General features: G+C 71.1%; 28 protein-coding genes. 18 read left to right on the top strand and 10 right to left on the bottom strand.

The window, feature by feature from the left end; all coding sequences use genetic code 11:
* Nucleotides 1-42 precede the first annotated feature (42 nt).
* Nucleotides 43-1548 carry a 30S ribosomal protein S1 gene (rpsA, locus tag HNR02_RS27530; protein ID WP_179776474.1) on the top strand — a complete coding sequence of 502 codons (1506 nt, stop codon included), beginning with the start codon at nt 43-45 and terminating at the stop codon, nt 1546-1548.
* 95 nt (nt 1549-1643) lie between these two features.
* On the opposite strand, the gene HNR02_RS27525 is transcribed toward rpsA, so the two are convergent.
* Together HNR02_RS27525 and HNR02_RS27520 are read right to left on the bottom strand one after the other, a co-directional pair.
* The gene (locus tag HNR02_RS27525) at nt 1644-2114 is read right to left on the bottom strand and encodes a DUF1877 family protein (protein WP_312861184.1); all 471 of its coding nucleotides are present in this window, start codon (nt 2112-2114) and stop codon (nt 1644-1646) included.
* 76 nt (nt 2115-2190) lie between these two features.
* Nucleotides 2191-2826, bottom strand: a complete 636-nt coding sequence (locus HNR02_RS27520; protein WP_179776472.1) for a TetR/AcrR family transcriptional regulator — start codon at nt 2824-2826, stop codon at nt 2191-2193.
* A 146-nt stretch (nt 2827-2972) separates the two neighbouring features.
* On the opposite strand from HNR02_RS27520, the gene folP reads away from it, so the two are divergent.
* Nucleotides 2973-3785 carry a dihydropteroate synthase gene (gene folP, locus HNR02_RS27515; RefSeq protein ID WP_179777885.1) on the top strand — a complete coding sequence of 271 codons (813 nt, stop codon included), beginning with the start codon at nt 2973-2975 and terminating at the stop codon, nt 3783-3785.
* A 71-nt stretch (nt 3786-3856) separates the two neighbouring features.
* Here the strand turns inward: folP and HNR02_RS27510 are convergent, their stop codons facing one another.
* Together HNR02_RS27510 and HNR02_RS27505 are read right to left on the bottom strand one after the other, a co-directional pair.
* Nucleotides 3857-4321, bottom strand: coding sequence for a hypothetical protein (locus tag HNR02_RS27510; protein ID WP_312861183.1), 465 nt, complete (start codon nt 4319-4321; stop codon nt 3857-3859).
* Between the two features lie 124 nt (nt 4322-4445).
* Nucleotides 4446-5165, bottom strand: coding sequence for an IclR family transcriptional regulator (locus tag HNR02_RS27505; RefSeq protein WP_179777884.1), 720 nt, complete (start codon nt 5163-5165; stop codon nt 4446-4448).
* Nucleotides 5166-5249: 84 nt separating this feature from the next.
* Between HNR02_RS27505 and HNR02_RS27500 the strand changes: the two genes are divergently transcribed.
* Both HNR02_RS27500 and dmpG read left to right on the top strand, forming a co-directional pair.
* Nucleotides 5250-6161, top strand: a complete 912-nt coding sequence (locus HNR02_RS27500) for an acetaldehyde dehydrogenase (acetylating) (RefSeq protein ID WP_179776470.1) — start codon at nt 5250-5252, stop codon at nt 6159-6161.
* Nucleotides 6158-7180: a 4-hydroxy-2-oxovalerate aldolase gene (gene dmpG, locus HNR02_RS27495; RefSeq protein ID WP_179776469.1), complete on the top strand. Its 1023-nt coding sequence runs from the start codon at nt 6158-6160 to the stop codon at nt 7178-7180. The genes HNR02_RS27500 and dmpG overlap by 4 nt, the downstream gene beginning before the upstream one ends.
* Here dmpG and HNR02_RS27490 read toward each other — a convergent pair.
* Complete coding sequence (locus HNR02_RS27490; protein WP_179776468.1) at nt 7177-7767, bottom strand: TetR/AcrR family transcriptional regulator; 591 nt, start codon at nt 7765-7767, stop codon at nt 7177-7179. The two genes, dmpG and HNR02_RS27490, sit on opposite strands and share 4 nt — an antisense overlap.
* Before the next feature lie 48 nt (nt 7768-7815).
* Between HNR02_RS27490 and HNR02_RS27485 the strand changes: the two genes are divergently transcribed.
* The 8 genes from HNR02_RS27485 (at nt 7816) to HNR02_RS27450 (ending at nt 18809) form a co-directional block, all read left to right on the top strand.
* A complete protein-coding gene (locus HNR02_RS27485) occupies nt 7816-8739 on the top strand; it encodes an oxygenase MpaB family protein (protein WP_179776467.1) in 924 nt (307 codons plus the stop codon).
* Complete coding sequence (locus HNR02_RS27480) at nt 8736-9761, top strand: LLM class F420-dependent oxidoreductase (protein WP_179776466.1); 1026 nt, start codon at nt 8736-8738, stop codon at nt 9759-9761. The genes HNR02_RS27485 and HNR02_RS27480 overlap by 4 nt, the downstream gene beginning before the upstream one ends.
* Before the next feature lie 602 nt (nt 9762-10363).
* Nucleotides 10364-12370, top strand: a complete 2007-nt coding sequence (locus HNR02_RS27475) for a neutral/alkaline ceramidase (RefSeq protein WP_179776465.1) — start codon at nt 10364-10366, stop codon at nt 12368-12370.
* A gap of 78 nt (nt 12371-12448) precedes the next feature.
* On the top strand, nt 12449-13750 hold the full coding sequence (locus HNR02_RS27470) for an MFS transporter (protein WP_179776464.1): 1302 nt from the start codon (nt 12449-12451) through the stop codon (nt 13748-13750).
* The gene (locus HNR02_RS27465; protein WP_179776463.1) at nt 13747-15168 is read left to right on the top strand and encodes a pyridoxal phosphate-dependent decarboxylase family protein; all 1422 of its coding nucleotides are present in this window, start codon (nt 13747-13749) and stop codon (nt 15166-15168) included. The genes HNR02_RS27470 and HNR02_RS27465 overlap by 4 nt, the downstream gene beginning before the upstream one ends.
* Before the next feature lie 77 nt (nt 15169-15245).
* The gene (locus HNR02_RS27460; RefSeq protein ID WP_179776462.1) at nt 15246-16283 is read left to right on the top strand and encodes an ABC transporter substrate-binding protein; all 1038 of its coding nucleotides are present in this window, start codon (nt 15246-15248) and stop codon (nt 16281-16283) included.
* Nucleotides 16280-17797 (top strand): sugar ABC transporter ATP-binding protein, encoded by a 1518-nt coding sequence (locus tag HNR02_RS27455; RefSeq protein ID WP_179776461.1) that lies wholly within the window; start codon nt 16280-16282, stop codon nt 17795-17797. Before HNR02_RS27460 ends, HNR02_RS27455 begins: the two co-directional genes overlap by 4 nt.
* Nucleotides 17778-18809 carry an ABC transporter permease gene (locus HNR02_RS27450; protein ID WP_179776460.1) on the top strand — a complete coding sequence of 344 codons (1032 nt, stop codon included), beginning with the start codon at nt 17778-17780 and terminating at the stop codon, nt 18807-18809. Before HNR02_RS27455 ends, HNR02_RS27450 begins: the two co-directional genes overlap by 20 nt.
* A 49-nt stretch (nt 18810-18858) precedes the next feature.
* Here the strand turns inward: HNR02_RS27450 and HNR02_RS27445 are convergent, their stop codons facing one another.
* Genes HNR02_RS27445 through mrf form a run of 4 tightly spaced genes read right to left on the bottom strand, consistent with a single transcriptional unit; the run spans nt 18859 to nt 21549 of the window.
* The gene (locus HNR02_RS27445) at nt 18859-19923 is read right to left on the bottom strand and encodes a GTP-binding protein (protein WP_179776459.1); all 1065 of its coding nucleotides are present in this window, start codon (nt 19921-19923) and stop codon (nt 18859-18861) included.
* Nucleotides 19920-20078 (bottom strand): 50S ribosomal protein L32, encoded by a 159-nt coding sequence (gene rpmF, locus HNR02_RS27440; RefSeq protein WP_179776458.1) that lies wholly within the window; start codon nt 20076-20078, stop codon nt 19920-19922. The genes HNR02_RS27445 and rpmF overlap by 4 nt, the downstream gene beginning before the upstream one ends.
* On the bottom strand, nt 20078-20326 hold the full coding sequence (locus tag HNR02_RS27435) for a type B 50S ribosomal protein L31 (protein WP_179776457.1): 249 nt from the start codon (nt 20324-20326) through the stop codon (nt 20078-20080). Before HNR02_RS27435 ends, rpmF begins: the two co-directional genes overlap by 1 nt.
* The gene (gene mrf / locus HNR02_RS27430; RefSeq protein ID WP_179776456.1) at nt 20323-21549 is read right to left on the bottom strand and encodes a ribosome hibernation factor-recruiting GTPase MRF; all 1227 of its coding nucleotides are present in this window, start codon (nt 21547-21549) and stop codon (nt 20323-20325) included. The genes HNR02_RS27435 and mrf overlap by 4 nt, the downstream gene beginning before the upstream one ends.
* 50 nt (nt 21550-21599) lie before the next feature.
* Between mrf and rpmB the strand changes: the two genes are divergently transcribed.
* Genes rpmB through cobA form a run of 6 tightly spaced genes read left to right on the top strand, consistent with a single transcriptional unit; the run spans nt 21600 to nt 24256 of the window.
* Nucleotides 21600-21836 carry a 50S ribosomal protein L28 gene (rpmB, locus tag HNR02_RS27425; RefSeq protein ID WP_179776455.1) on the top strand — a complete coding sequence of 79 codons (237 nt, stop codon included), beginning with the start codon at nt 21600-21602 and terminating at the stop codon, nt 21834-21836.
* Complete coding sequence (rpmG, locus tag HNR02_RS27420; protein WP_017988077.1) at nt 21836-22000, top strand: 50S ribosomal protein L33; 165 nt, start codon at nt 21836-21838, stop codon at nt 21998-22000. The genes rpmB and rpmG overlap by 1 nt, the downstream gene beginning before the upstream one ends.
* Nucleotides 22000-22305 (top strand): 30S ribosomal protein S14, encoded by a 306-nt coding sequence (gene rpsN / locus HNR02_RS27415; protein WP_179776454.1) that lies wholly within the window; start codon nt 22000-22002, stop codon nt 22303-22305. Before rpmG ends, rpsN begins: the two co-directional genes overlap by 1 nt.
* Nucleotides 22302-22550, top strand: a complete 249-nt coding sequence (gene rpsR / locus HNR02_RS27410; protein WP_179776453.1) for a 30S ribosomal protein S18 — start codon at nt 22302-22304, stop codon at nt 22548-22550. The genes rpsN and rpsR overlap by 4 nt, the downstream gene beginning before the upstream one ends.
* A gap of 53 nt (nt 22551-22603) precedes the next feature.
* Complete coding sequence (locus HNR02_RS27405; RefSeq protein ID WP_179776452.1) at nt 22604-22990, top strand: ankyrin repeat domain-containing protein; 387 nt, start codon at nt 22604-22606, stop codon at nt 22988-22990.
* A gap of 36 nt (nt 22991-23026) precedes the next feature.
* Nucleotides 23027-24256, top strand: a complete 1230-nt coding sequence (cobA, locus tag HNR02_RS27400; protein ID WP_179776451.1) for a uroporphyrinogen-III C-methyltransferase — start codon at nt 23027-23029, stop codon at nt 24254-24256.
* A 119-nt stretch (nt 24257-24375) separates the two neighbouring features.
* Here the strand turns inward: cobA and HNR02_RS27395 are convergent, their stop codons facing one another.
* Nucleotides 24376-25200 carry an alpha/beta fold hydrolase gene (locus HNR02_RS27395; RefSeq protein WP_179776450.1) on the bottom strand — a complete coding sequence of 275 codons (825 nt, stop codon included), beginning with the start codon at nt 25198-25200 and terminating at the stop codon, nt 24376-24378.
* Nucleotides 25201-25246: the final 46 nt, after the last annotated feature.

Below are 25246 nucleotides of genomic sequence, written 5' to 3'. Positions count from 1 at the left end.
GCAAACCACTCGAGCCGTAAACCAACCGGAGCTACCCACCTAATGACCACCGACACCACCACTGCCCCGACGTCTGGCGCCGTCAACCAGGTCGCCATCAACGACATCGGGTCGGAGGAAGACTTCCTCGCCGCGATCGACAAGACGATCAAGTACTTCAACGACGGCGACATCGTTGAGGGCACCATCGTCAAGGTCGACCGCGACGAGGTGCTGCTCGACATCGGTTACAAGACCGAGGGCGTGATCCCCTCGCGTGAGCTGTCCATCAAGCACGATGTCGATCCCGGCGAGGTCGTCAGCGTCGGTGACGAGGTCGAGGCCCTCGTCCTCCAGAAGGAGGACAAGGAAGGCCGGCTGATCCTGTCCAAGAAGCGCGCGCAGTACGAGCGCGCCTGGGGCACGATCGAGGAGCTCAAGGAGAAGGACGAGCCCGTCAAGGGCACCGTCATCGAGGTCGTCAAGGGTGGCCTCATTCTCGACATCGGCCTGCGCGGCTTCCTCCCCGCCTCGCTGGTGGAGATGCGCCGGGTCCGCGACCTGCAGCCCTACGTCGGCCGCGAGCTCGAAGCCAAGATCATCGAGCTGGACAAGAACCGCAACAACGTGGTCCTGTCCCGCCGCGCCTACCTGGAGCAGACCCAGTCCGAGGTCCGCAGCGAGTTCCTCAACGCGCTGGCCAAGGGTCAGGTCCGCAAGGGTGTCGTGTCCTCGATCGTCAACTTCGGCGCGTTCGTCGACCTCGGCGGCGTCGACGGTCTGGTGCACGTCTCGGAGCTGTCCTGGAAGCACATCGACCACCCGAGCGAGGTCGTCGAGGTCGGCCAGGAGGTCACCGTCGAGGTCCTCGACGTCGACATGGACCGCGAGCGCGTGTCGCTGTCGCTCAAGGCGACCCAGGAAGACCCGTGGCGTCAGTTCGCCCGCACCCACGCGATCGGCCAGATCGTGCCGGGCAAGGTCACCAAGCTCGTTCCCTTCGGCGCGTTCGTCCGCGTCGAGGAGGGCATCGAGGGCCTGGTGCACATCTCCGAGCTGGCCGAGCGCCACGTGGAGATCCCGGAGCAGGTCGTGCAGGTCGGCACCGAGGTCATGGTCAAGGTCATCGACATCGACCTGGAGCGCCGCCGGATCTCGCTGTCGCTGAAGCAGGCGAACGAGGGCTTCACCACCGACAGCGAGTTCGACCCGACGCAGTACGGCATGGCCGCCGAGTACGACGAGCAGGGCAACTACATCTACCCCGAGGGCTTCGACCCCGACACGCAGGAGTGGCAGGAAGGCTACGACAAGCAGCGTGAGGAGTGGGAGCGTCAGTACGCCGAGGCGCACGAGCGTTACGAGGCCCACATGAAGCAGATCGCCAAGGCGGCCGAGGCCAGCGCCCAGGCGGCGGCCGAGGAGGCCACCGGCGGTCCGGTCGGCGGGGGTGCTCCGCAGGAGTACAGCTCGACCGGCGGCGGCAGCTCGGAGCAGCGCAGCGGCGGCACGCTCGCCAGCGACGAGCAGCTCGCGGCCCTGCGCGAGAAGCTTTCGGGCGGCGCGTGAGCCCTCGAGGCTGACTGAATGATTCGATGTGGCCCCCGGTCTCCGCGGAGACCGGGGGCCATGTCGTTGTCGGACGGCGGCGACGGGAATGAGGGTCAGGCAGCCCAGAAGACGGTGCACTGCCCGGCTGCCGCCGCCTCCTGGAAGAACTCCACGAGCCCGCGGTAATAGCCTGCGGCACACGAATGGACGACGGGAGAGGCCCAGTTCCGGTTGGCGGGGTACAGGCCCGCGGTGCCGCCCGCGGTCAGATGCTTCGTCAGTGCCGTGAACGGTGTCGCGGCCAGCAGCGACGCCACCTGCCGTACCTGGTCGGAGGTGAGCGCACACGAGTTGGTGTGCGGACCGCCCTCGCCCCAGGTGGACCCCTCGTCGGGATACGGCTCGCCGCCGATCGGGTTGATCGGGAAGCCCGCGGCGTCCATCGCGAAGCGCAGGCCGTCCCAGTACCGGTCGAGGTCGCACGTGGGCACCTGGTCGGACAGGTAGCCGTAGGCATCGGAGACGGTACGCAACCTCTCAAGCTCGACGGGACTCACCCTGGCGATATCGCCCAGTACACTCACCGGTTGCCGTCCAAGACCATCGCCAGAGAAAACCACATTCCTCTCCCCGACGCCACCGACTTGGACGATGGCGCGCTCAGCGCGCGCGGAGGCCGAGCCCGGTGAGCATCGCGCGGATGCCCGAGTCGAAGAGGTCGTCGTAGACGTCGTCGGAGGCCCCGATGAACCACTTGGGCGGTGCGGTGCGCGCGCGTTGCGTCAGCTCGACACTGACCAGCCCGTGCATGGTCGTCCAGACCAGGTAACCGGTGGTGGTGGCGTCCCCGCCGGGCGGGGTCATCGGCTCGATCCGGTCGACCATGAGCGCGAAGGTGGCGCGCTGCGCGTAGGCCCGCAGGTCGGGGTCCGGGTCGAACCCGGGCACCGCCTGCTCGAACATGAACGCGTAGCGGGCGGGGCCCTCCAGCGCGAACCGGCGGTAGGCGCGGGTCAGGCCGAGGATCCCGGCGACCGGATCACCGGGAACCCGTGGCACGGCGACGAACTCCTCGCCCAGCATCTCGAAAGTGCGCTCGTACAAGGCATCCAGGATGCCGGTGCGGCCGCCGAAGCGCGTGTAGACGCCGATGGTGGAGGTGCCGGCGGCCTCGGCGACGCTGCGCACGGTCAGGCCGGACACGCCCTGTTTGAGGAGTACTGCCAGCGCGGCCTGCAGGAATCTTTCCCTGCTGTGGCTGTCGGCAGGCCCCGCCGGGCCGTGTCGGGTGGCCATCGGCGCGCACCCCCTTCTCCACTCCCTGGAAGCAACTTAGGCCATAACGCGCGTTATCGCGCCCCCGGCGCGGCAGGCATGATGAAGTCGTGGCAGTGGATTTGGTCTTCCGCGGACGGCACCTCGTGTCCGACCGCGCGCTGGTGATGGCGATCGTGAACCGCACACCCGACTCCTTCTACGACCGGGGCGCGGCCTTCGCCGACCCGGACGCGCTGGCGGCCGTCGACCGGGCGGTCGCCGAGGGCGCGGACATCGTGGACATCGGCGGTGTCAAGGCCGGGCCGGGCAGTGACGTCGGGGTGGCCGAGGAGACCCGGCGGGTGGTGCCGTTCGTCGAGGAGATCCGGCGGCGGCACCCGGAGCTGGTGATCAGCGTGGACACCTGGCGGCACGAGGTCGGCAGGCTCGCCTGCGAGGCGGGCGCGGATCTGCTCAATGACACGTGGGCGGGCGCGGACCCGGCGCTGGCGGAGGTGGCGGCCGAGTTCGGCGCCGGGTACGTCTGCTCCCACACCGGGGGAGCGGCGCCGCGCACGCGCCCGTTCCGCGTTCGCTACGAAGACATCGCCGGTGAGGTGGTCGGGGAGCTGACGAGGCGGGCCGAGGAGGTCGTGGCGCTCGGTGTGCCGCGTGGCGGCGTCCTGATCGACCCGACGCACGACTTCGGCAAGAACACCTGGCACAGCCTGGCTCTGCTGCGGCACGCCGACGAGCTGACCGCGACCGGCTGGCCGGTCCTCATGGCACTGTCCAACAAGGACTTCGTGGGCGAGACGCTGGGGGCGGGCATCACCGAACGCCTCGACGGCACCCTCGCCGCGACCGCGCTGGCGGCGCGCGACGGGGCGCAGGTGTTCCGTGTGCACGAGGTGCAGCAGACGCGCCGGGTGCTGGAGATGGTCGCGGCGATCACCGGGGAGCGGCCGCCGGCCCAGGCGGTGCGCGGACTGGCCTGAGGCCACCGGAGGACCCGGACCTCACGTCACGCCGGGCGGCCAGGCGCGGCCTGGTCGCCCGGAAAGCGCTCTCAGCGGGAGGAGCCGTTGAGGCCGTGCAGCACGCGCTGGAGGATCTGCGAGTCCAGGAAGTCGGGCTCGGGCAACGGCTCCTCGGGCGGGTACTCCGTGGCGGGGCTGGGCATGCGGTGCGGTGCGCGGGTCGGGAGGGCGCCGGTGAGACCGGTGGGCAGGGGAAGTTCACACCAGGCGGTCCGGTGCCCGCCGGGCAGGGCGACGGTGTTGATCGTCCACCCGGGCAGCTCGGGTGGTTCACCGGCGCGGTCGTCGTCGAGTTCGACCACCACGACGTCGCGGTGCAGCCGCAACCGCACGGTCAGGAAGCGGGGCGATCGTTTGTCGGCGCCTTCCACCGAGGAAGTCACCAGGTGCCGGACGATTTTCGCGCCGTCGTCGGCCAGTGGCCGGAGCTTCCACTCCAGCAGACCGAAGCGGACGAACATCTCGGCGCAGTTGACGGCGCTCGGTGCAGCCACGAGCCGAAGGTCGTCAACCTGGGTGGTCCCGGTGGTCACGCCCAATCCTCCCTAACATCCCGCGGCTGGTGCACTTCGGCCGCGAGGCCCGTACGTGTCGATCTTCCCCGGTGGTGCGCAGACCCTACGGCAAGGCCCTCGACAAGGCGAGAGCCGCCGTGCGCACCGCTGGAGAGACGCGCTCGACCCGGACCCGGTTGCTCCAGCCCGAGATCGAAATCGCGGCCCGTGCCCGACCGGTCGCGTCGAGCAGCGGACTGGCTGCACAGGTTACGCCCACCCCCGATTCCTCTCGCTCGTAGGCGACGCCCTCGTCGCGGATCCTCGCCAGCTGCCGTCGCAGCAGCCCCGGCGCGGTGATCGTGCGCGGTCCGATGCGGGTCAGTCCCGCCGCTAGCACGGTGTCTAGCACGGATGCGGGTGAGTGCGCCAGGATGGCCTTGCCCACGGCCGTCGCGTGGGCGGGGAACCGGCCGCCGATCCGCGACGGCAGGGCGGGCGCGTCGGGGCCGCGCACGATGTCGAGGTAGACCACTTCGATGCCCTCCAAAACGGCCAGGTGGACCGTGTTGCGGGTGGCTTCGCGCAGGTCGGCGAGGTAGGGGCGGGCCGCTTCGGTGAGCCCGCGTTCCCGGCCGGCCAGCTGCCCGATCTCGAACAGGCGCAGCCCCAGCCGCACGCCGGTGCCGTCACGTTCCAGCAGACCGTGTGTGACGAGGTGCCCGGTGAGCCGGTGCACCGACGACTTGGGCAGCCCGGTGCGGCGCGCCAGCTCGGAGGCGCCCAGCACGTGGTCGCCAGGGCCGAACGCGCCGAACAGCGCGGCGATCCGGGCCGCGGTCATCCCGTCGTCCCGCTCAGCGGCACACATGCGTTGAGTGTGCCGCACGACGGGGTGGACGGTGAGTCGACCCCGAGAGGAGAGCGCATGAGCACCCGCAAGGTACGGGCCGCCATCGTCGGGCCCGGCAACATCGGCACCGACCTGCTCGCGAAGCTGCGCCGCAGCGAGCACGTCGAGGTGACCTCCATGGTCGGCGTCGACCCGGCCTCCGACGGCCTGAGGCGCGCCGCCGAGCTGGGCGTGGAAACCTCGGCGGGCGGCGTGGACTGGCTGCTGTCCCGGGACGAGCTGCCGGAGATCGTGTTCGAGGCGACCTCGGCCAAGGCCCATCTGGCGAACGCGCCGCGCTACGCCGAAGCCGGCATTCAGGCCGTCGACCTCACCCCGGCCGCGGTCGGCCCGTTCACGTGCCCCGCGGTCACGGCACCGGACAAGCTCGGCGCGGCGAACTTCAACCTGATCACCTGCGGCGGGCAGGCGACCATCCCGATCGTGCACGCCGTCTCGCGGGTCACCGAGGTGCCCTACGCCGAGATCGTGGCGTCGGTGTCGTCGCGGTCGGCCGGTCCCGGCACCCGGGCCAACATCGACGAGTTCACCGAGACCACCGCGCGCGGCCTGGAGATCGTCGGCGGTGCGGCGAAGGGCAAGGCGATCATCATCATCAACCCGGTCGAACCGCCGCTGATCATGCGCGACACGGTGTTCTGCGCGATCTCGCCGGACGCCGACCGGGACGCGATCACCGCCTCCATCGAGCGGATGGTCGCCGACGTGCAGGTCTACGTGCCCGGCTACACGCTCAAGGCCGCGCCGCAGTTCGACGATCCGCGTCCGGGCTGGCAGGGCCGGGCGCGGGTGGCGGTGTTCCTGGAGGTGGCAGGCAACGGCGACTACCTGCCGCCGTATGCCGGGAACCTGGACATCATGACCGCCGCGGCCGCCCGCGTGGGCGAGCTGCTGGCCGTGAACCGCGCGCAGGAGGTGCCGGCGTGAGCGAGCGGGAGGTGCGGCTCGTCGACACGAGCCTGCGCGACGGCAGTCACGCCATGGCGCACCAGTTCACCGTGGACAACGTCCGCGACACGGTGCGCGCGCTGGATCAGGCGGGCATCTCGCTGATCGAGGTGACCCACGGCGACGGGCTGGGCGGATCGACGTTCAACTACGGGTTCTCGCTGGTGGACGAGCGCGAGCTGATCGCGGTGGCGGTCGAGGAGGCGAAGCAGGCCAAGATCGCGGTGCTGCTGCTGCCCGGCCTGGGCACGGTCACCGACCTCGAAGCGGCCGCGGACCTGGGTGCGGGCGCGGTGCGGATCGCGACGCACTGCACCGAGGCGGACGTGTCGGTCCAGCATTTCACCGAGGCACGCAGGCTCGGGCTGGAGACCGTCGGGTTCCTGATGCTGTCCCATATGGCCACCCCGGAGAAGCTGGCCGAGCAGGGCCGGATCATGGTCGACGCCGGGTGCCAGTGCGTGTACGTGGTGGACTCCGCGGGGGCGCTGATCCTGGAGGAGGCCGCCGACCGGGTCGCCGCGCTGGTCGCCGAGTTCGGCGAGGACGCGCAGGTGGGCTACCACGGGCACCAGAACCTCAGCTTCGGCGTCGCGAACTCGGTGCTCGCCCACCGGGCCGGGGCCCGGCAGATCGACGGTTCCCTCGTCGCGCTCGGCGCCGGTGCGGGGAACTCGCCGACCGAGGTGCTGGCCGCGGTGTTCGAGCGGCTCGGTGTGCGCACCGGGGTGGACAAGGATGTGCTGATGGACGCGGCGGAGAACGTCGTGAAGCCGTTCATCACGCGGCTGCCGGTGATGGACCGGTCGTCGATCGTGCAGGGTTTCGCCGGGGTGTACTCCAGCTTCCTGCTGCACGCCGAGCGCGCCGCGGAACGCTACCAGGTGCCGGCGCACGAAATCCTGTACCGGGTGGGGGAAAACCGCTACGTCGGCGGTCAGGAGGACATGATCATCGACATCGCGCTCCAGCTCGCCACGGAGCGGGAGTCCGCTTAGGACGATCGCACGAGCAGTCCCACGCAGTGCGCGACCAGGCGCTCGCGCGGCAGTTCCGGTGTCCCGGACAGAGAGGCGGTGAACAGGTGGGTCAGCGCGCCGACCAGGCCGATCGCGGTCAGCTGCTTCTCCAGGGCGTCCATGCGCTCGGGCAGCTGTTCGCGGACGAGCCCGGCGAACGCGGGCAGCAGCGCCACGCCGCGGGCGGACAGGGCCGGTTCGGTGACCGGCGCCAGCAGCAGGACCCGGCCCTTGCGGGGATCGTCCAGTATCAGCTCGACGAACGCGGACACCGCCGCCTCGGCGCGCTGCGCCGGGTCCCTGCCGGTGTCCGGCACCGCGTCGACGAGCGCCTGGTGGGCTTGCGTGGCGACCTGCTCGTAGACCGCGACCACGAGTTCCTCACGGTCGGCGAAGTTCTCGTAGAAGTAGCGCTCGGTGAGCTTCGCGTGCCGGCACACCGCGCGCACCGTCACTGCCGCGCTGCCCGTCGTGCCCAGCAGGTCCAGTCCCGCGTCGAGCAGCTGGGCCCGCCGGGCGGCGCGGCGGTCGCTGAGCGTGGTGCCCGCCCAGGTTTTCTCGGTCATCCGCCCTCACAATTGACTACGAGTGTTGTCAATTGTAGCGTTCGGATCATGGCACCGCAGCCTCTCGGCCCCGATTCGCTGACGTGGAAGTACTTCGGCGACTGGCGGACGCTGCTCATGGCGCTGTGGGCGGGCTCGATGCAGAACATGCACCCCGAGCTCGGCGCGGGCGTCGAGGAGCACTCGCGGTTCTTCGCCGAACGGTGGCAGCGCCTGTTCCGGTCCCTCTACCCGATCGGTGGCGTCGTCTACGACGGCCCGCGCGCGGCGGAGACGGCGCGGACGGTGCGCGGCTACCACGACACCATCCAGGGCGTGGACTCCCGCGGCCGCCGCTACCACGCCCTGAACCCGGGCACGTTCTACTGGGCGCACTCGACGTTCTTCATGCTCACCGTGATCGCCGCGGAGCGGATGATGGGCGGGCTGAGCGAGGAGCAGAAGCGGCGCCTGTTCGACGAACACGTCCAGTGGTACGCGCTCTACGGCATGAGCATGCGGCCGGTGCCCGGGTCGTGGGAGGAGTTCGGTGAATACTGGGAGCACATGTGCACCGAGGTCCTGGAGGACAACAAGGCCACGCGGGACGTGCTCGACCTGCGGGGCCTGGACAAGCCGCCGTTCGCGGCGTGGCTGCCGGATCCGCTGTGGCGGCCGTTGCGGGTCCTGATCGCGAAGCAGTTCGTGTGGTTCACGGTCGGCATGTACCACCCGGCGGTGCGGGAGCGGCTGGGCTACCGCTGGTCGCGGCGCGACGAGGCGCTGCACCGGCTGACCGGGCGGGCGATCGGGTTCGCGTTCCGGTTCGTGCCGCACGACCGGCGGTTCCACCCGCGTGCCCGTGCCGGATGGCAGCGGGTCCGCGGTGACGTGCCCGCGGACGTGCCGCTCGTGGAAACCCCGGCGCGCAACCTGCCGCCACTGTCCGAACGGGACAGTTCGACTCATTATGTTCCCCGGGAGGTGTCGTGAAGCTCGGCTATCACATCGGTTACTGGTCCGCCGGCCCGCCGGAGGGTGCGCTGGAGGCGATCCGGACGGCGGAGGAGCTCGGGTTCGACTCGGTGTGGACGGCCGAAGGGTACGGCTCGGACGCGCTGACGCCGCTGGCCTGGTGGGGCGCGGCGACCTCGCGGGTCAAACTGGGGACGAACATCATCCAGATGTCGGCTCGCACCCCGACCGCGACGGCGATGGCCGCGATGACGCTGGATCATCTGTCGGGTGGCCGGTTCATCCTGGGACTGGGCGCTTCGGGGCCGCAGGTCGTGGAGGGCTGGTACGGGCAGCCCTACCCTCGGCCGCTGGCGCGGACGCGCGAGTACGTGGAGATCGTGCGCCGCGTGGTGGCGCGGGGCGAGCCGGTCACCTTCGACGGTGACCAGTACCAGTTGCCGTTGCGGGGCGGGACCGGTCTGGGGAAGCCGCTGAAGTCCACGGTCCACCCGCTGCGCCCGGAGATCCCGATCCACCTCGCCGCCGAGGGGCCGAAGAACGTCGCGCTGGCGGCGGAAATCTGTGATGGCTGGCTGCCGTTGTTCTTCTCCCCGAAGAGCGATGATTTCTATCGTGCGGCACTCGCGGAAGGCTTCGCCCGCCCTGGCGCCCGGCAGACGCAGGAGACGTTCGAAGTGGCGGCGTCGGTGCCGGTCATCGTGCACGACGATGTCGAGACGGCGGCGGGTTTCATCAAGCCGTCGCTGGCTCTGTATATCGGGGGCATGGGAGCCAAGCAGGTGAATTTCCACAAGGACGTGTTCGCCCGCTTGGGATATGCGGATGTGGCGGAGAAGGTTCAAGAGCTTTATCTCGCGGGTCGTAAGGAAGAGGCGGTTGCGGCTATTCCTACGTCGCTGGTGGAGGACACGTCGCTGATCGGGCCGCCGGAGAAGATCCGGGCGGAACTGGCGGCGTGGGATCAGACGGTGGTGACGACGTTGTTGTTGCGCGGGGATGCTGAAGGTTTGCGGCGGATCGCGGACGCTTTGGCGTGAGTTTCGCGGCCGCTACGCGGGTTTCGCGCTGCGCGCGGCCGAAAGCGCCGGCTTCGCTTCGCTACGCCCCGATTGTGGCCGCCCCGATTTTTCCCTGTTTCTGCGGCCGAGCAGGCGGGGCCAAGCGGGAAAGACTGCCTTGCCCCCGCCTGATCGGCCGCAGAACTGGGCTTCGGATCGGGGTGCGGGGGGAGGACTGGGCGTCCTGGTGACCGGGTCGCGCTGCCGGGTTCCGGTTTGGTGGGTGGCTGGTGTCCCGGAAGAGCAAACACGCTGCCCGGAAGAGCAAACACGCTGCCCGGAAGGGCCAACACGCCAGCGGGAGCGGCAAACACGCCGCGCGCCGCACCGTGTTTGCCGCTCCGGGCGCTGTGTTTGCCGCTCCGGGCGGCGTGTTTGCCGTTTCGGGCACTGTGTTGGCCCTCCGGGCCGGGAGGGGCGATCGGCTGCGAGCTTGCGAGCTCGGCGCCCTGGGTACTCGCGTAGCGCGCCGCGTAGCGGTTACGGAATTCCGAACCACCCGTCCGAGGGTTGGCGCCGCTGCGTCCACTCGCCTAAGCTCCGTCAAACCTGAAAACACTTCACGTCTGACGGAGGCAACGATGCTCGTGAGCCGCAGGAGCCTTCTGGCCGGGGCGGCCGCGACGCCGCTCGCGGCGACCTTGCTCGGCTCGACCACAGCCGCTGCTCAGGAGGGCTTCCAGGTCGGCGTCGGACTCTCTGACGTGACAGGGCCTGCCGCCGAGTGCGGGATGATGGGCTATTCGATGCCGCAACAGCAGACAGCGGGCATTCACCAGCGGACCCGGGCCAGGGCCTACATCGTCGCCACGAGCACCGCGCGGATCGTGTATGTCAACGCGGACCTCGGGGCGCTCTTCCAAGCCGTGCACCAAGGGGTGCTGGCCCGGCTCGCGGAGAAATACGGCGACCTCTACACCGAGCGGAACGTGCTGCTCAACGCTACCCACACGCACGCCGGCTGTGGTGGATCCTCCTGGTACGCGGCCTACAACCTGTCGATCCTCGGATTTCAGCAGCAGACTTACGACGCGCAGGTGGCGGGGATCGCGGAGGCGATCGAGCAGGCCCACGACAACCTCGCGCCGGGCACGATCACGCTCGGCCGTGGTGAGCTGACCGACGCGAGTGTCAACCGGTCCTGCACGGCGTTCGAACTGAATCCGCAGGCGGACAAGGACCATTTTCCGCTGTCGATCGATCCCGCGGTCACCGTGCTGCGGTTCACCCAGGGCGGGCGGGACGTCGGCGCGATCGCCTGGTTCGCCACCCACGGCACGTCCATGACCAACGGTAACAAGCTGATCAGCGGCGACAACAAGGGCTACGCGGCCTACGCCTGGGAGCACGGCCGGGGCACCCGTTACCTGGACGGCGAACCGGCGTTCGTGGCGTGCTTCCCGCAGACCAACTCCGGCGACATGTCCCCGAACCTGAACCTGAAACCTGGCTCGGGACCCACCGAGGACGAGTTCGAGAACACCCGCATCATCGGCGAGCGCCAGTTCACCGCCGCCAGAACCGCCTACGACAACGCGGCCACCCCGGTGGAGGGGCCGCTGGACTTCCGGTTCTGCTACGTGGACATGTCGAAGGTGACCGTCGACGGCCGCTTCACCCCGGACGGGAAACAGCACACCACGGCCACCGCGGCGATCGGTGTGTCGATGCTCGCGGGCAGCACCGAGGACGGCCCCGGTCTGCCCCTGCCCGAAGGGGTTCGCAACCCGTTCCTCGACGCGCTCGGCGGGATGGACGCGCCCATCCCGCGGGCACTGGCCGACGCGCAGGCGCCGAAGGTGGTGGCGGTGCCGTTCGGGGCGATGAAGCCGTACCCGTGGGCGCCGGATGTGCTGCCGCTGCAGATCCTGCGGCTGGGCCAGCTGTACCTGGTGGGCGGGCCGGCGGAGTACACGATCGTCGCCGGGCTGCGGATCCGCCGCGCGGTCGCGGCCGAGCTGGGTGCGCCGCTGGAGAACGTGATCATGCAGGGCTACGCCAACGCCTACAGCCAGTACGTGACGACCCCGGAGGAATACGACTCGCAGCAGTACGAGGGCGCCTCCACCCTCTTCGGCCGGTACACGCTCCCGGCCTACCAGCAGGAGTTCGCCCGGCTGGCGGCCGCGATGCGCACCGGCGCGAGCGTTCCGCACGGCCCGGTGCCCCGCGACCTGTCCGACGACCAGCTCACCTTCCAGCCCGGTGTGGTGGTGGATTCCCCGCCACTGCTCAAGCGGTTCGGCGACGTGCTCACCGAGGCCCGTGGCAGTTACCGGCGCGGCGAGCAGGTGCTGGTCGAGTTCGTGACCGGCCACCCGAAGAACGACCTGCACCGGAACGGCACGTTCCTGGAGGTCCAGCGCCTGGACGGCGAACGGTGGGTGCGCCACGCCGACGACGGCGACTGGGCCACGAAGTACCGCTGGACCCGCACGTTCCTGGCCGAATCGAAGGCGGCGATCACCTGGGACATCCCGGCAGGCACCCCGATCGGCAAGTACCGCATCGTGCACACCGGCGACGCCAAGTCGCTGACCGGCACCACCGCGTTCACCGGCACCTCCCGCGCGTTCGTCGTCTCGTAACGATTCGCGCCCCGGCGGCTCGCGGGGGCGGCAGCGGTGCAACGATGCGGGCGATCATCGGGTGTCGATCGGAGGACCATGGTCGCCCTACCGGCCAAGACCAGGCTCGGCTACTCCGCCGGGTCGTTCGTCACCGGCGCGTTCGGCACGGTGCCCGGCCTGTTGCTGCTGCCCTACCTCACCGACACGATGGCGGTGCCGGGCGCGGTCGCGGGTGCGATCGTGCTCGTGCCCAAGGCATGGGACGTCGTGTTCAACCCGGTCGCCGGGCGGCTGTCGGACGCGAGCCTGGCCAGGCGCGGCAGCCGCCGACCGTTCCTGCTGTTCGGCGGGCTCGGGGTGGCGGTGCTGTTCGCGGCGATCTTCGCCCATCCCGGGTTCGGCAGCACACCCCTGGACGCGGGGTATGTGGTGCTCGCGTTCTTCCTCTGCGCCACCGCGTTCGCGTTCTTCCAGGTGCCCTACAACGCGCTGCCCGCGGAGCTGACCGACAGCTACGACGAGCGCACCCGCCTCACCAGCTGGCGCATCGGCCTGCTCGCGATCGCGATCCTCGTCGCCGGTGGCGGCGCGCCCGAGATCACCAACCAGGTCGGTGGCGTCACCGGCTACCGCGTCATGGGCATCGCCATGGGCGTGATCATGATCCTCGGCACGATCGCGGTGTACCTGGGCACGCGCGGCGCGCCCGTCGGGAACCTGCGGCCGCCGACGCCGGGATGGCGCGAGCTGTGGGCGACGATGCGGCAGTGGCGCCCGTTCCGCTGGCTGCTGGGCGTCTACTTCGTCCAGTCACTCGGCCTGGCCACCCTCCTGGCTGGCGTGAACTACGCGTCGCGACACGTGTTCGGCGACGCGGACCTGCAGACGTTCCTGTTCGTCGGGTTCGTGCTGCCCGCGCTGCTGACGATGCCGCTGTGGCCGCGCATCGGCGCCCGCTGGGGCAAGCTGTGGGGTTTCCGGTTCGCCTGTCTCGCCTTCGGTGCGGGCAGCGCCGGCCTGTGCGCGGCGTTGGTGCTGCCGACCGCGGTGTCGTTCGTGTTCGTGGCGCTGGCCGGGGTCGGCTACGCCGGTATCCAGGTGTTCCCGCTGGCGATCCTGCCCGATCTGATCAGCGCCGAGGAGGAGCGCACCGGCGCCACCCGCGCCGGCATCACGGCCGGGGTGTGGACGGCGTCGGAGACACTGGGACTGGCTCTGGGGCCGGGCCTGTTCGGGCTCGTGCTCTCCGCGGGCGGCTATGTGTCCAGTGTGGATGCCAACGCGGCGCAGCCGGACAGCGCGGTGACCGCGATCCTGCTCGGCTTCTCGCTGCTGCCCGGCATTCTCGTGCTGGCGGGCCTGCCGCTGCTGCGCCGTTCGGTGCTGGAAGTCCGTTGAGGCCCGCGCGCGAGGTCCTGGAGCAGCTGCGCGAGCTGCGCGCCGGTGACCTGCCGACGCACGGTGGCCGCACCCTGGCCTACGTCTACGACAGCGGGCTGTCCGGTGTGGACGACCTGGCGGCGCAGGCCCATGCGCTCGCCTCCTCCGCCAACGGCCTCGACCCGACCGCGTTCCCGAGCCTGCGGCGCCTGGAAAACGACCTCGTCGCGACGGCCGCGGGGCTCCTCGGTGGCACCGAGGAGACGGTCGGCGCGGTGACTTCCGGTGGCACCGAATCGTGCCTGCTCGCCGTGCTCGCCGCGCGCGAGGGACGGCCGGACGTGACCGCGCCGAGCATGGTCCTGCCCTCGACCGCGCACGCCGCGTTCCACAAGGCCGCGCACCTGTTCCGGGTCCGCCCGGTCGTCGTGCCGGCCGACCCGGGAACCTTCCGCGCCGACCCCGGCGCGATGGCCGCCGCGATCGACGACACCACCGTCCTCGTGGTCGCCGGCGCTCCCTCCTACGCACACGGCGTGCTCGACCCCATCGCGGAGATCGCCGCCGCGGCCGCCGCGCGCGGGGTCCGGATGCACGTCGACGCGTGCATCGGCGGCTGGATCCTGCCCTACTTCCGCCGTCTGGGCCGTCCCGTGCCCGACTTCGGGTTCGGCGTCGAGGGCGTGACCAGCATCTCGGTCGACCTGCACAAATACGCCTATTGCGCGAAAGGCGTGTCGGTGCTGCTGCACGCGAACGCGGACCTGCGGCGCGGTCACTATTTCGCCAGCGCCGACTGGCCCGGCTACACGATGCTGAACAGCACGATCCAGTCCACCCGCTCCGGTGGTCCGCTCGCCGCAGCCTGGGCGGTGGTACGGCACCTCGGCGACGACGGCTATCTCGAACTGGCACGGCGGACACTCGCCGCCGTCACCGGACTCGCGCACGGCATCGAGGCGATCGACGGTCTGCGGCTGCTCGCGGAGCCGGACTCGACCCTGCTCGCCCTCACCGCCACGGACGAGGGCTTCGACCTGTTCACCGTCGCCGACGAGATGCGCGTGCGCGGCTGGTACGTGCAGCCGCAGTTCGCCCACGCGTCCTCGCCGGTGAACCTGCACCTCACGGTGACGGCCGCGAACCGGGGGAGTGAGGCGGAGCTCGCCTCGGACCTGGCGGCCTCGGTCGCTGCCGCGCGCGCGGCCGGTCCGGTCACGGTGGACGAGGACGTGGCCGCGTTCGTCGCCGCGCTCGACCCGGAGACCCTGACCGCTGAACAGTTCGCGGGCCTGCTCACCGCCGCCGGGATGGGTGGGGGTGCCCGGCTGCCGGACCGCATGGCCGAGATCAACGCGCTCCTGGGCGCCGCGAGCCCGGCGTTGCGGGAACGGCTGCTACGTGAGTTCCTCGGAATGCTCTACCGCTCCGAGTAATCGTTTACTTGCCCAGCTCCGCTGTGCTACCTTCCGCCGCGGGCCACTGCGCGACGAGGCACTGGGAGGCGTGGGCGATGGCGCGGAACCGGGTGCTGTTCTCGACACCGTTGCTCGTGGCGGCCGCGGTGCTCGCCCTGGTGATCGGCCTCGTGGCCGGGCGGGCGAGCGGGGGCGGCGGCTCGACCGGCCAGGCGGGTCCCGGCGCGGCGTCCGGGCTGCGCGTCGATGTCATCGTGAAGGCCACCGACTCCGCCTTCTGGCAGAGCATGTTCGCCGGGGCCCAGCAGGCGGGCGCCGACCTCGGGGTCGACGTAGGCCGGTTCGGGCCGACCTCGGAGACTGACGTCAACGAGCAGGTCCAGCTGGTGGAGAACTCGATCTCGCGTGGCGTGGACGCGATCGTGCTGGCGGCGAACTCGGAGAGCGCCCTGGACAAGGTGATCGAGCGGGCGCGGCAGGCCGGTATCAAGGTGATCACCGTCGACGGCACCGTCACCACCGAGACCGAGGCGTTCATCGGCACCGACAACCTGCGTGCCGGTGAGCAGGCCGGGCAGCGGCTGTGCGAGCTGATCCGCGCCCAGGGCCGCACCAGCGGGCAGGTGCTGCTGGAGAACGCCGTCGCCGGTGTGCAGGCGCTGGGTGACAGGGCGCGCGGCTTCCGGCAGGGACTGGCCGGGAACTGCCCGGAGATCACCGTCTGGGAAGAACGGTTCAACAACAACGACATCAGCACCGCGGCCAACCAGGTCAACGACGCGCTCGGCGCGGTGCCCGACCTGGCGGGCGTGTTCGCGGCGAACAACATGTCCGGCAACGGCGCGGCCCGCGCGGTCAAGGACACCGGCCGCGCGGCCACGCTGCCGGTGGTGGCGTTCGACTCCGACCCGCAGGAGAACGCGGCACTGGCCGACGGGTCGATCGACGCGCTCGTGGTGCAGAACCCGTACTTTTTCGGCTACCAGGGCGTGGTCGAGGCGATCGCGGCGTCGACCGGCGCGAAGCTGCCGCGCTCGCTCGACCCGGGCGCGGTGATCGCCGACCAGGGCAACATGAACTCGCCGGAGGTCCGCGATCTGCTCAACCCGCCGACTGCCCAGGCGAGCCGGTGACCACGCCACGGATCCGTCTGTCCGGGCTGCGCAAGACCTTCGGTGGCACGGTGGCGCTGCACGACGTCTCGCTCGACCTGCACGCCGGTGAGGTGCACTGCCTGGCCGGGGAGAACGGCGCCGGGAAGTCGACGCTGATCCGGGTGCTCACCGGCGCGCTCCGCCGGGACGCGGGGGAGTACCGGGTGGACGGACGGCCGATGCCCATGGCGGTCGGCCCGGCCGCCGCGCGTGCTGCCGGGATCGGCGCGGTGTACCAGGAACTGAGCCTGCTGCCGGACCTCTCCGTCGCGGAGAACCTGCTCATCGGTGGCCTGCCCGCCCGCGCGGGAGTGGTCGACCGGCGCCGGATGCGGACCGAGGCGGCCCGCAAGCTGGAGCGGGTCGGCCTCGACCTGAACCCGCTGACGCCGGTGGCGGAACTGTCCGCCGCCACCCGTCAGCTGGTCGAGATCGCGCGCGTGCTCGGCGACGATCCGCGCGTGGTGATCTTCGACGAGCCGACGACCGCGCTGTCGGGAGCGGAGGCGAAGGCCCTGCTGCGCCGCATCACCGCGCTGCGCGAGGAGGGCGTCGCCGTGCTCTACGTCAGCCACCGGCTGGAGGAGATGTTCGAGATCGGCGACCGCGTCACGGTGCTGCGCGACGGCACGGTGACGCGGGCGGGCGCGCTGCGCGAGTTCACCGAGGACAGCCTGATCGCGGCCATGGTCGGCCGGGACGTCGAGGAGCTGTATCCCGCGGCCGCGGGACGGTCCGAGCGGACCGCGCCGTTGCTGCGGGTGCGCGGGCTGCGGCCACGGGGCAGCGCGCACACCGTGGACCTGGACGTGCGCGCGGGCGAGATCGTCGGTGTCGCGGGGCTGCTCGGCGCGGGCCGCAGCGAGCTGCTGCGCGCCATCTTCGGTGCCGATCCGCCGGTGTCGGGCACGGTCGAGGTGGACGGCAAACGGGTGCCCTCGGGCCGCCCGCGCGAGGCGGTGCGGTCCGGCATCGGCCTGCTGTCGGAGGACCGCAAGGAACTGGGGCTCCTGCCCGAGCTGTCGGTCCGGGAGAACGTGTCGGTGGCGAGCCTGCCCGCGATCGCCTCCCGCGGACTGCTGTCGCGGCGCCGCGAGTCCGAACGGGTCGACGAGGTGCTCGACGGGCTGCGGTTGCGGGCCGGTTCCTACGACCAGCCGGTGTCCACATTGTCCGGTGGCAACCAGCAGAAGGTGCTGCTGGCGCGGTGGCTGGTCACCGACGTGCGGGTGCTGCTGTTCGACGAGCCGACCAAGGGCGTCGACGTGGGCGCGAAGGCCGAGCTGTACACGCTGATCGGTGACCTGGCCTCCCGTGGGTTCGCGATCGTCGTGGTGTCGTCGTACCTGCCGGAACTGCTCGGCCTGGTCGACCGGATCGTCGTCCTGCGGCGGGGAGCGGTGGTCGGGGACGTGCCTGCCGCCGAGGCGACCGAGGAGAGCTTGCTGACGCTCGCGAGCACAGGGAGGTCGGATGGCACTGGTCGTTCGTGAACGCGACCTCGGCGAGCCGCCGCCGCGGATCGTCGGCTGGCGCGAGGCGGTCGGGCGCGAGGGCGGCGGCCTGGTCGTCCTGGTGATCCTGTTCGGCGCGCTGGCGCTGGCCACGGACAGCTTTCTGACCAGCGGCAACCTGGCGAACCTGTCGCGGCAGTGGGCGGTGTTCGGGATCATCGCGATCGGCGAGCTGCTGGTGATCCTCACCAAGGGCATCGACCTGTCCGTCGGCTCCGTGGTCGGGTTGTCCGGGGCGGTGGCGGCGCAGCTGCTGGTGGCCGGGTTCCCGATCCCGCTCGCGGTGCTGTGCGCGGCCGCGGCCGGTGCGGTCGTCGGCGTGGTCAACGGGGTGCTGGTGGCGTATGCGAAGCTGCCGCCGTTCATCGTCACGCTCGGCATGATGGGCGCGGCCCGCGGGCTGGTGCTGGTGATCACGAACGCCAACACGATCCAGCCGCTGCCCGACGGGTTCGCCTCGATCGCGAACGACACCGTCTGGGGCATCCCGAACCTGTTCCTGATCACGGTCGTGATGATCCTGCTGGCCGGTTTCCTGTTGCGCCGCACGGTGTTCGGCCGCTACGTGTACGCGGCCGGGTCGAACGCGGAGTCGGCGCGGCTGGCGGGGGTGCCGGTGCCGCGCGTGCTGGTCACCGTGTACGCGCTGTCCGGGCTGCTGGCCGGGATCGGCGGGATCCTGCTGGCCTCCCGGCTCGACGCGGGCGTGCCGACGATGGGCGAGACCTACGAACTGGACGCGATCGCGGCGTGTGTGATCGGCGGGGCGAGCCTGTTCGGGGCGAAGGGCAGCGCACTCGGCGCGGCGGCCGGTGCGCTGATCACCTCCACCCTGAACAACGGCGGCAACCTGCTCGGGATCAATTCCTTCTACCTGCGCATCGCGATCGGGGTGCTGATCCTGCTGGCGGTCGCGTTCGACCAGCTCCAGGGACGGCTCAGCGCGCGCGGCACAACCGCGGCACCGGAGCCCGACCCACCTCCTCGCTGACCGAGCGCGGGACTCGCGCACGGGAGCGTGGGACTCGCGCGCGGGTGGCTCAGTGCGCGTGCCCCGCGTGAGCGTGAAGGTCCCACGCCGGGAACGGATCCGCCGCCGGAGCCGCCTCCGCCACGCTGAGACAGTCCTCCAGCGCCGCGGTGAGCGCCCCGTGGTCCAGCTCGGTGCCGATGAACACCAGTTCCTGCCGCGCGGGCCCGGCGCCCTGCGGCTCGAACCGCGCCACCGCGCCGGCCTGCGACCACAGTCCCACCACACCCGGACGAGAGGCGAGCGCGAAGAAACCCTTGGAGCGCAACACCTTCCCGAACCGGCCGGAGTCCAGGTCGTGCGCCACGAACTCCCACAGCCGGTCCGCGTCGAAGGGCCGTTCCGCGCGGAACACGACGCTGGAGATGCCGTACTCATCGGTTTCCGGCACGTGGTCGCCGTTGAGCTCGGCCACCCATCCCGGCGCCTCGCTCGCGCGCTGCGGGTCGTACCGGCCGGTGCCGACCACCGCGGACACCGGCACGCGCCCGAAGCTGGTCCGGACCACCTCCGCCGCCGGGTTCAGGCGCCGCAGCACCGCCTCCAGCCGGGCCAGGCCGGCCTCGCCCACGAGGTCGGTCTTGTTCAGCAGCAGCACGTCGGCGAACTCGACCTGGTCGATCAGCAGGTCACTGACCGTGCGCTCGTCGCCCTCGTACTGGTCGAGCGCCCGCGCGACCAGGTCGTCGCCGCTGTCCAGCTCGCGGGTGAAGTTCGCCGCGTCCACCACCGTGACCATCGTGTCCAGGCGCGCACGGGGCAGGAACGTGAAGGTCGCGGCGACCGGCATCGGCTCGGAGATGCCGCTGGACTCGATCAGCACGTGGTCGAACCGGCCCTCGTCGGCGAGCCGACCGACCTCCTCCAGGAGATCGTCGCGCAGCGTGCAGCAGATGCAGCCGTTCGTCATCTCCACCAGGCGTTCCTCGGTGCGGACGAGCGCGGCGTCGATGTTGACCTCGCTCATGTCGTTGACGATCACCGCGACCCGCATCCCCTCGGTGTTGCCCAGGACGTGGTTGAGCAGCGTCGTCTTGCCCGCACCGAGGAACCCGGACAGGACGGTGACCCTCACCGCGCCAGCCGGTGGAAGTGGCCGAGCAGATTGCGCGGCACGAGCTGCTCCTTGCCGTCGATCACCACCGGCACCAGGTCCGGCTTGACGGCCTTCCACTGTGCGCGGCGGTGGCGGGTGTTGCTGCGCGACATCTTGCGCTTGGGAACCGCCATCACTTCCGCCTTCCGTAGCGGCGGTGGAACTTCTCCACCTGGCCCGCCGTGTCCATGATCCGCCGGTTGCCGGTCCAGAACGGGTGCGACCACGAGCTGACGTCGACCAGCACGAGCGGGTAGGTGTTCCCGTCGCTCCACTCGATCGTCTTCTCCGAGGTGATGGTCGACCGCGTCAGGAACGCGTCCCCGGTGGCGCTGTCCTGGAACACCACCGGGTGGTAGTCGGGGTGAATACCCGGTTTCACTGCTTCTCCGTTCCGGACGTGACGTTCACGTCCTGCGTCTCTTCGGTGTCTTCGCACGGTTCTTCGTGCCAGTCGCCGAACGGGTCGTCGTAGGTGCGCCACTCCTGCTGCCCGGCGGCCAGTTCGGCGTCGGTGAGCAGCGCCGCGGACAGCGCTTCCTCGATCTCGTCCGGTGTGGCCTGATCGGTGACGACGAAGACCTCCTGTGCCCGGTCGCCGAACACCGGGTGCCAGCGCAACGAGGCCAGGGTCCGCCGTTCGGGCGTGACGTCCGTCCACGCGGGACCGTCCGCGGCGTCCAGCCACGGCCCGGCGTGCCCGATGCCCAGACCGCCGCCCGCCGACTCCAGCCACAGCGCCATGTCCGGCTGCGTCGCGACCCACACCCGGCCCCGCGTGCGCACCACACCGTCGAGCAGGACGTCGAGCGCGTCGTGCAGCCGCTCCGGGTGGAACGGGCGCTGCGCGGTGAACAACAGGGTCGCGACACCGCAGTCGGCGTGCAGCGGGGGCTCGCCGTGCACGAGCGCGCCGTGCATGTCGGTCACCGCGCCGCGGCGCGCACCGGTGGGCACCTCGGCGAGGTGCGAGGTGCGCAGCGCGGACGGCGCGACCCGGTCGAGCACGGCGGCGGTCTTCGCGTCGGTCCAGGCGTCGGCCGTACCGGTCAGCACGAGCACATCGGCGAACTCGGCCTGCGACAACGCGACCTGCGCGACCGTGCGCTCGTCGTCCTGGCTGGCCCGCAGGTTCCGCTCGTCGAGGGTGTCGTCGCCGGTCGCGTCGGCCAGCCAGCTGCCGCGGTCGAGCACGGTGTGCACGCCCTCGATCGTCACGAAGTCGCTCACCGGCCGGTCGCCGACCAGGACGTGGGCGATGGCCCAGCAGACCGGTTCGGGCTCCATCGCCTCGTCCAGCCGCACCACGATGTGCCGCACGCCGGGCGTGCCCGCCAGGCGCCGCAGCAGGGGGAGCAGGTCCTCCCGCAGCGTGCAGGACACGCAGCCGTGGGCGAGTTCGAGGACGGTCGTCTCGTCGTGCGCACCCATCTGGAGCCGTCGCCGGACGATCCCGCCGTCGATCTCGCGCAGGTCGTGGTGGACGACCGCGGTGCCGGGCCGGGCCACGCGGGCCTGGTCGGCCAGTTCCGCGGTCGCCGCCGGGACGAGGCCGCTGATCAGGGTGAGGGGCACCCGGGTGGTGCCGGTCGTTTCGGGATCCACGCGTTGTAGAGTAGTTGGTAATGAAAATCGCTACCAACTAGGGAGGGTGGATGTCGGCGGTCTGCCAGGTCACCGGCCGCAAGCCGGGCTTCGGCAAGCAGGTGTCCCATTCGCACCGGCGCACCTCGCGGCGCTGGGACCCGAACGTCCAGCGGCGGCGCTACTGGATCCCGTCCGAAGGGCGCTGGGTCACGTTGCGGGTGTCGGCGAAGGGCATCAAGACGATCGACAAGCGCGGCATCGAGGCGGTCGTGGCCGAGCTGCGCGCGAAGGGGGTGAAGCTGTAGTGGCCCGCAACGACGTCCGCCCGATCATCAAGCTCCGCTCGACCGCTGGCACCGGGTACACGTACGTGACCAGGAAGAACCGGCGCAACGACCCGGACCGGATGGTGCTGCGCAAGTTCGATCCGGTGGTGCGCCGCCACGTCGAGTTCCGGGAGGAGCGCTGATGGCGAAGAAGTCGAAGATCGCCCGCGACGAGCAGCGGCGCGTGATCGTGGCCCGCTACGCCGAGCGCCGGGCCGAGCTGAAAGCCGTCGTCTCGTCCGTGCGCTCCACACCGGAGGAGCGGGCGGCGGCGGTGTCGGCACTGCAGAAGCTGCCGCGCGACGCGAGCCCGACCCGGCTGCGCAACCGCGACACCGCCGACGGGCGCCCGCGCGGCTACTTCCGCAAGTTCGGGCTGTCCCGGGTGCGGCTGCGCGAGATGGCCCACCGCGGGGAGCTGCCCGGCGTGTCGAAGTCGAGCTGGTGAGCGCCGTGCCCAAGTACGCCAAGGACCGGCCGGGGCGGCGGCGCCGCAACCTGCTCGCCGCCGAGAAGGTGTCCGTCGTGGACTACAAGGACGTGGACCTGCTGCGCAAGTTCATCTCCGACCGGGGCAAGATCCGCGCCCGCCGGGTCACCGGTCTGACGCCCACGCAGCAGAAACAGGTGGCCACAGCCATCAAGAACGCCCGGGAGATGGCACTGCTGCCGTATCCCTCGTCGGCGCGTTGAACGCCGTGCGGGCCATCCGGCCGGGTGGCCCGCACGGCGTTACGCTGGCCGTCATGAGCGAGCCGTCCGAGGAAATGATCGAGCTGTGGAGCCGGGTCTTCGGGATGGCCCGCGAGGGACGGACGGAGACACTGGCGGCCTACGTGGACGCCGGGATCGCGGCCAACCTCACCAACGACCGCGGCGACACGCTGGTGATGCTCGCGGCCTACCACGGGCACGCGGACACGGTGAAGGCCCTGCTGGAGCGCGGCGCCGACCCCAACCGGCTCAACGACAAGGGCCAGAGCCCGCTCGCCGGAGCCGTGTTCAAGAACGAGCCCGGCGTGGTCAAGGCACTGCTCGACGGGGGAGCGGACCCGGCGGCGGGCACCCCGTCGGCCGTGGAGGCCGCGCGCATGTTCGGCAATACGGAGTTGCTCACACTCCTGCAACCCTGAGGTGTCCGCGCGGGAAACGGCAGGCATGCTTGGCCCATGCCTGAAGACCAGCACTACCTCGTCGGCCTCGACCTCGCCGGACGGCGCGTGGTGCTCGTCGGCGGCGGCACCGTCGCCCAGCGCCGGCTGCCGCGCCTGATCAGCGCCGGTGCCGCGGTCGAGCTGATCTCGCCGTCGACCACCCCCGCCGTGGGCGGCATGGTCGACGCGGGCGAGGTGGTCTGGCACCAGCGCCGCTACGCCGAAGGCGACCTCGACGGCGCCTGGTACGCGCTGGCCTGCACCGACGATGCCGAGGTCAACGCCGCGATCTGCGCGGAGGCCGAGCGCCGACGGATCTTCTGCGTGCGTGCCGACGCCGGTATCGAGGGCACTGCCGTCACCGCCGCGGCCGGCCGCCACGAGGGCCTTGTCCTGGGCGTGCTGTCCGGCGGTCAGCCGCTGCGTTCGGCCGCGGTACGGGACAACATCGTCGAAGCACTGCACACCGGCGCGATCGCCGACGACCTGACGCCGCCCGACGCCACCGAGCTGCCCGGTGTCGCGCTCGTCGGCGGCGGCCCCGGTGACCCGGAGCTGATCACGGTCAAGGGCCGTCGCCTCCTCGCGCGGGCCGACGTGGTGGTGGCCGACCGGCTCGCGCCGCGCGAGCTGCTGGACGAGCTGCCGCCCGACGTCGAGGTCGTCGACGCGGCCAAGATCCCCTACGGCCGGGCCGCGAGCCAGGAGTTCATCAACGCCACACTCGTCGAACACGCCAAGGCGGGCCGGTTCGTGGTGCGCCTCAAGGGCGGTGACCCGTACGTGTTCGGCCGCGGGTTCGAGGAGCTGCTCGCGTGTGCGGAGGCGGGCGTGCCGGTGACGGTGGTGCCGGGCATCACCAGCTCGATCGCCGGTCCCGCGGTCGCCGGGGTGCCGGTGACGCACCGCGGGGTGGCGCACGAGGTGGTCGTCGTGTCCGGGCACGTCGCGCCGGACCACGAGAGTTCCCTGACCGACTGGCCGGCCCTGGCGAAGCTGCGCGGGACGATCGTGCTGATGATGGGCGTCGAACGGCTCGGCCTGTTCGCCGCCGCCCTGCTCGACGGCGGCCGCCCCGGCGACACGCCCGTCGCGATCGTGGAGAACGGCACGATGGCCGCGCAGCGCGTGCACCGCTTCACGCTGGCAACCGCGGCGGAGTCCGCCAAGGCCGCCGGAGTGCGCCCCCCGGCGGTGATCGTGATCGGCCCGGTGGCCGGTCTGCTCCCCGACGATCTCCGCTGATGCCCGCAACGCCAGACACGGCGCCCGGAGCGGCCAACACGGCGCCCGGAACGGCCAACACGGTGCCGGGAGCGGCCAACACGGTGCCGGGAGCGGCCAACACGGCGGCCGGGTTGGGCTCAGGTGTGGCAGCGGTGGGTGAAGGCCAGGATCGCGCCGGTCAGGCGCTGCGGGTCGAAGCGCAGCTCGACCGGGCTGCGGGCCTGCACGAACTCCGCCGCGGGCAGGTCGGCGGCCAGGGTGTCGGCGTCGCCGAAGGGGTGGATCGGGTCGCGCTGGTGGCCGATGACCAGCGCGGGCACCTCGATGGTGCGCCGCACCGACCGCGGCGGCGCGATCCGGCCGAAGAACACGCCGTGCAGCAGCGCCGCCATCGCGGCCGGGCGCTGGTCCAGCGTGTCGGTCACGACGTCGACCCACTGGCTGCCCTGCGGCACCAGCCCGGCCACCTTCGCCACCGTCTGCACCCCGAACGGCACGAACCGCGCGGCGAACAACAGCGGGGTGAACGCCAGCAGCCCGGCGACGATCGCGTTGTCCAGCACCGGCATCTCGACCACGATCCCGCGCAGCCGCTCCGGCGCCTTGACCGCGACCTCCAGCGCCACGTTCGCACCCAGCGACGTCCCGCCGACCACCGCGCGATCGACGTCGAGGTGGTCCAGCAGCGCCACCACCTGGTCCCCGAACGCCGGGATGGAGTAGTGCCATGACTGGTGCGGCCGGTCCGAATCGCCGTGCCCGAGCAGGTCCAGGGTGATCACCCGGAACCCGTCGGCGGCCAGCCGCCGCGCCAGCGGGGCGTGCATGCGCCGGGTGAACATGAGGCCGTGCGCGAGCACGACGACGCGGTCACCGGTGCCGAACTCGGTGTAGCAGAGCCGGTGACCCTCGAACGGGAACGCGGCGGCCAGTCCGGTGGTCTCCAGTGGACGGGTCAGCATGACGATCAGGAAACCATCCCGGTCCGCCCCCGCGCAGGGCCTGACG

It is taken from the genome of Amycolatopsis endophytica, from assembly GCF_013410405.1.
GTDB lineage: Bacteria > Actinomycetota > Actinomycetes > Mycobacteriales > Pseudonocardiaceae > Amycolatopsis_E > Amycolatopsis_E endophytica.
Note: the sequence above shows the minus strand (reverse complement) of the source record. Positions and strands in the feature narration are given on the sequence as shown.

Bases quoted from the DNA above. Each gene is read 5' to 3' on its own strand.
- rpsA (WP_179776474.1), top strand. From the start codon at position 43: ATGACCACCGACACCACCACTGCCCCGACGTCTGGCGCCGTCAACCAG.
- HNR02_RS27520 (WP_179776472.1), bottom strand. From the start codon at position 2,826: ATGGCCACCCGACACGGCCCGGCGGGGCCTGCCGACAGCCACAGCAGG.
- folP (WP_179777885.1), top strand. From the start codon at position 2,973: ATGGCGATCGTGAACCGCACACCCGACTCCTTCTACGACCGGGGCGCG.
- HNR02_RS27505 (WP_179777884.1), bottom strand. From the start codon at position 5,165: ATGACCGCGGCCCGGATCGCCGCGCTGTTCGGCGCGTTCGGCCCTGGC.
- HNR02_RS27500 (WP_179776470.1), top strand. From the start codon at position 5,250: ATGAGCACCCGCAAGGTACGGGCCGCCATCGTCGGGCCCGGCAACATC.
- HNR02_RS27490 (WP_179776468.1), bottom strand. From the start codon at position 7,767: ATGACCGAGAAAACCTGGGCGGGCACCACGCTCAGCGACCGCCGCGCC.
- HNR02_RS27485 (WP_179776467.1), top strand. From the start codon at position 7,816: ATGGCACCGCAGCCTCTCGGCCCCGATTCGCTGACGTGGAAGTACTTC.
- HNR02_RS27475 (WP_179776465.1), top strand. From the start codon at position 10,364: ATGCTCGTGAGCCGCAGGAGCCTTCTGGCCGGGGCGGCCGCGACGCCG.
- HNR02_RS27470 (WP_179776464.1), top strand. From the start codon at position 12,449: ATGGTCGCCCTACCGGCCAAGACCAGGCTCGGCTACTCCGCCGGGTCG.
- HNR02_RS27460 (WP_179776462.1), top strand. From the start codon at position 15,246: ATGGCGCGGAACCGGGTGCTGTTCTCGACACCGTTGCTCGTGGCGGCC.
- HNR02_RS27450 (WP_179776460.1), top strand. From the start codon at position 17,778: ATGGCACTGGTCGTTCGTGAACGCGACCTCGGCGAGCCGCCGCCGCGG.
- rpmF (WP_179776458.1), bottom strand. From the start codon at position 20,078: ATGGCGGTTCCCAAGCGCAAGATGTCGCGCAGCAACACCCGCCACCGC.
- rpmB (WP_179776455.1), top strand. From the start codon at position 21,600: ATGTCGGCGGTCTGCCAGGTCACCGGCCGCAAGCCGGGCTTCGGCAAG.
- rpsN (WP_179776454.1), top strand. From the start codon at position 22,000: ATGGCGAAGAAGTCGAAGATCGCCCGCGACGAGCAGCGGCGCGTGATC.
- HNR02_RS27405 (WP_179776452.1), top strand. From the start codon at position 22,604: ATGAGCGAGCCGTCCGAGGAAATGATCGAGCTGTGGAGCCGGGTCTTC.
- cobA (WP_179776451.1), top strand. From the start codon at position 23,027: ATGCCTGAAGACCAGCACTACCTCGTCGGCCTCGACCTCGCCGGACGG.
- HNR02_RS27395 (WP_179776450.1), bottom strand. From the start codon at position 25,200: ATGCTGACCCGTCCACTGGAGACCACCGGACTGGCCGCCGCGTTCCCG.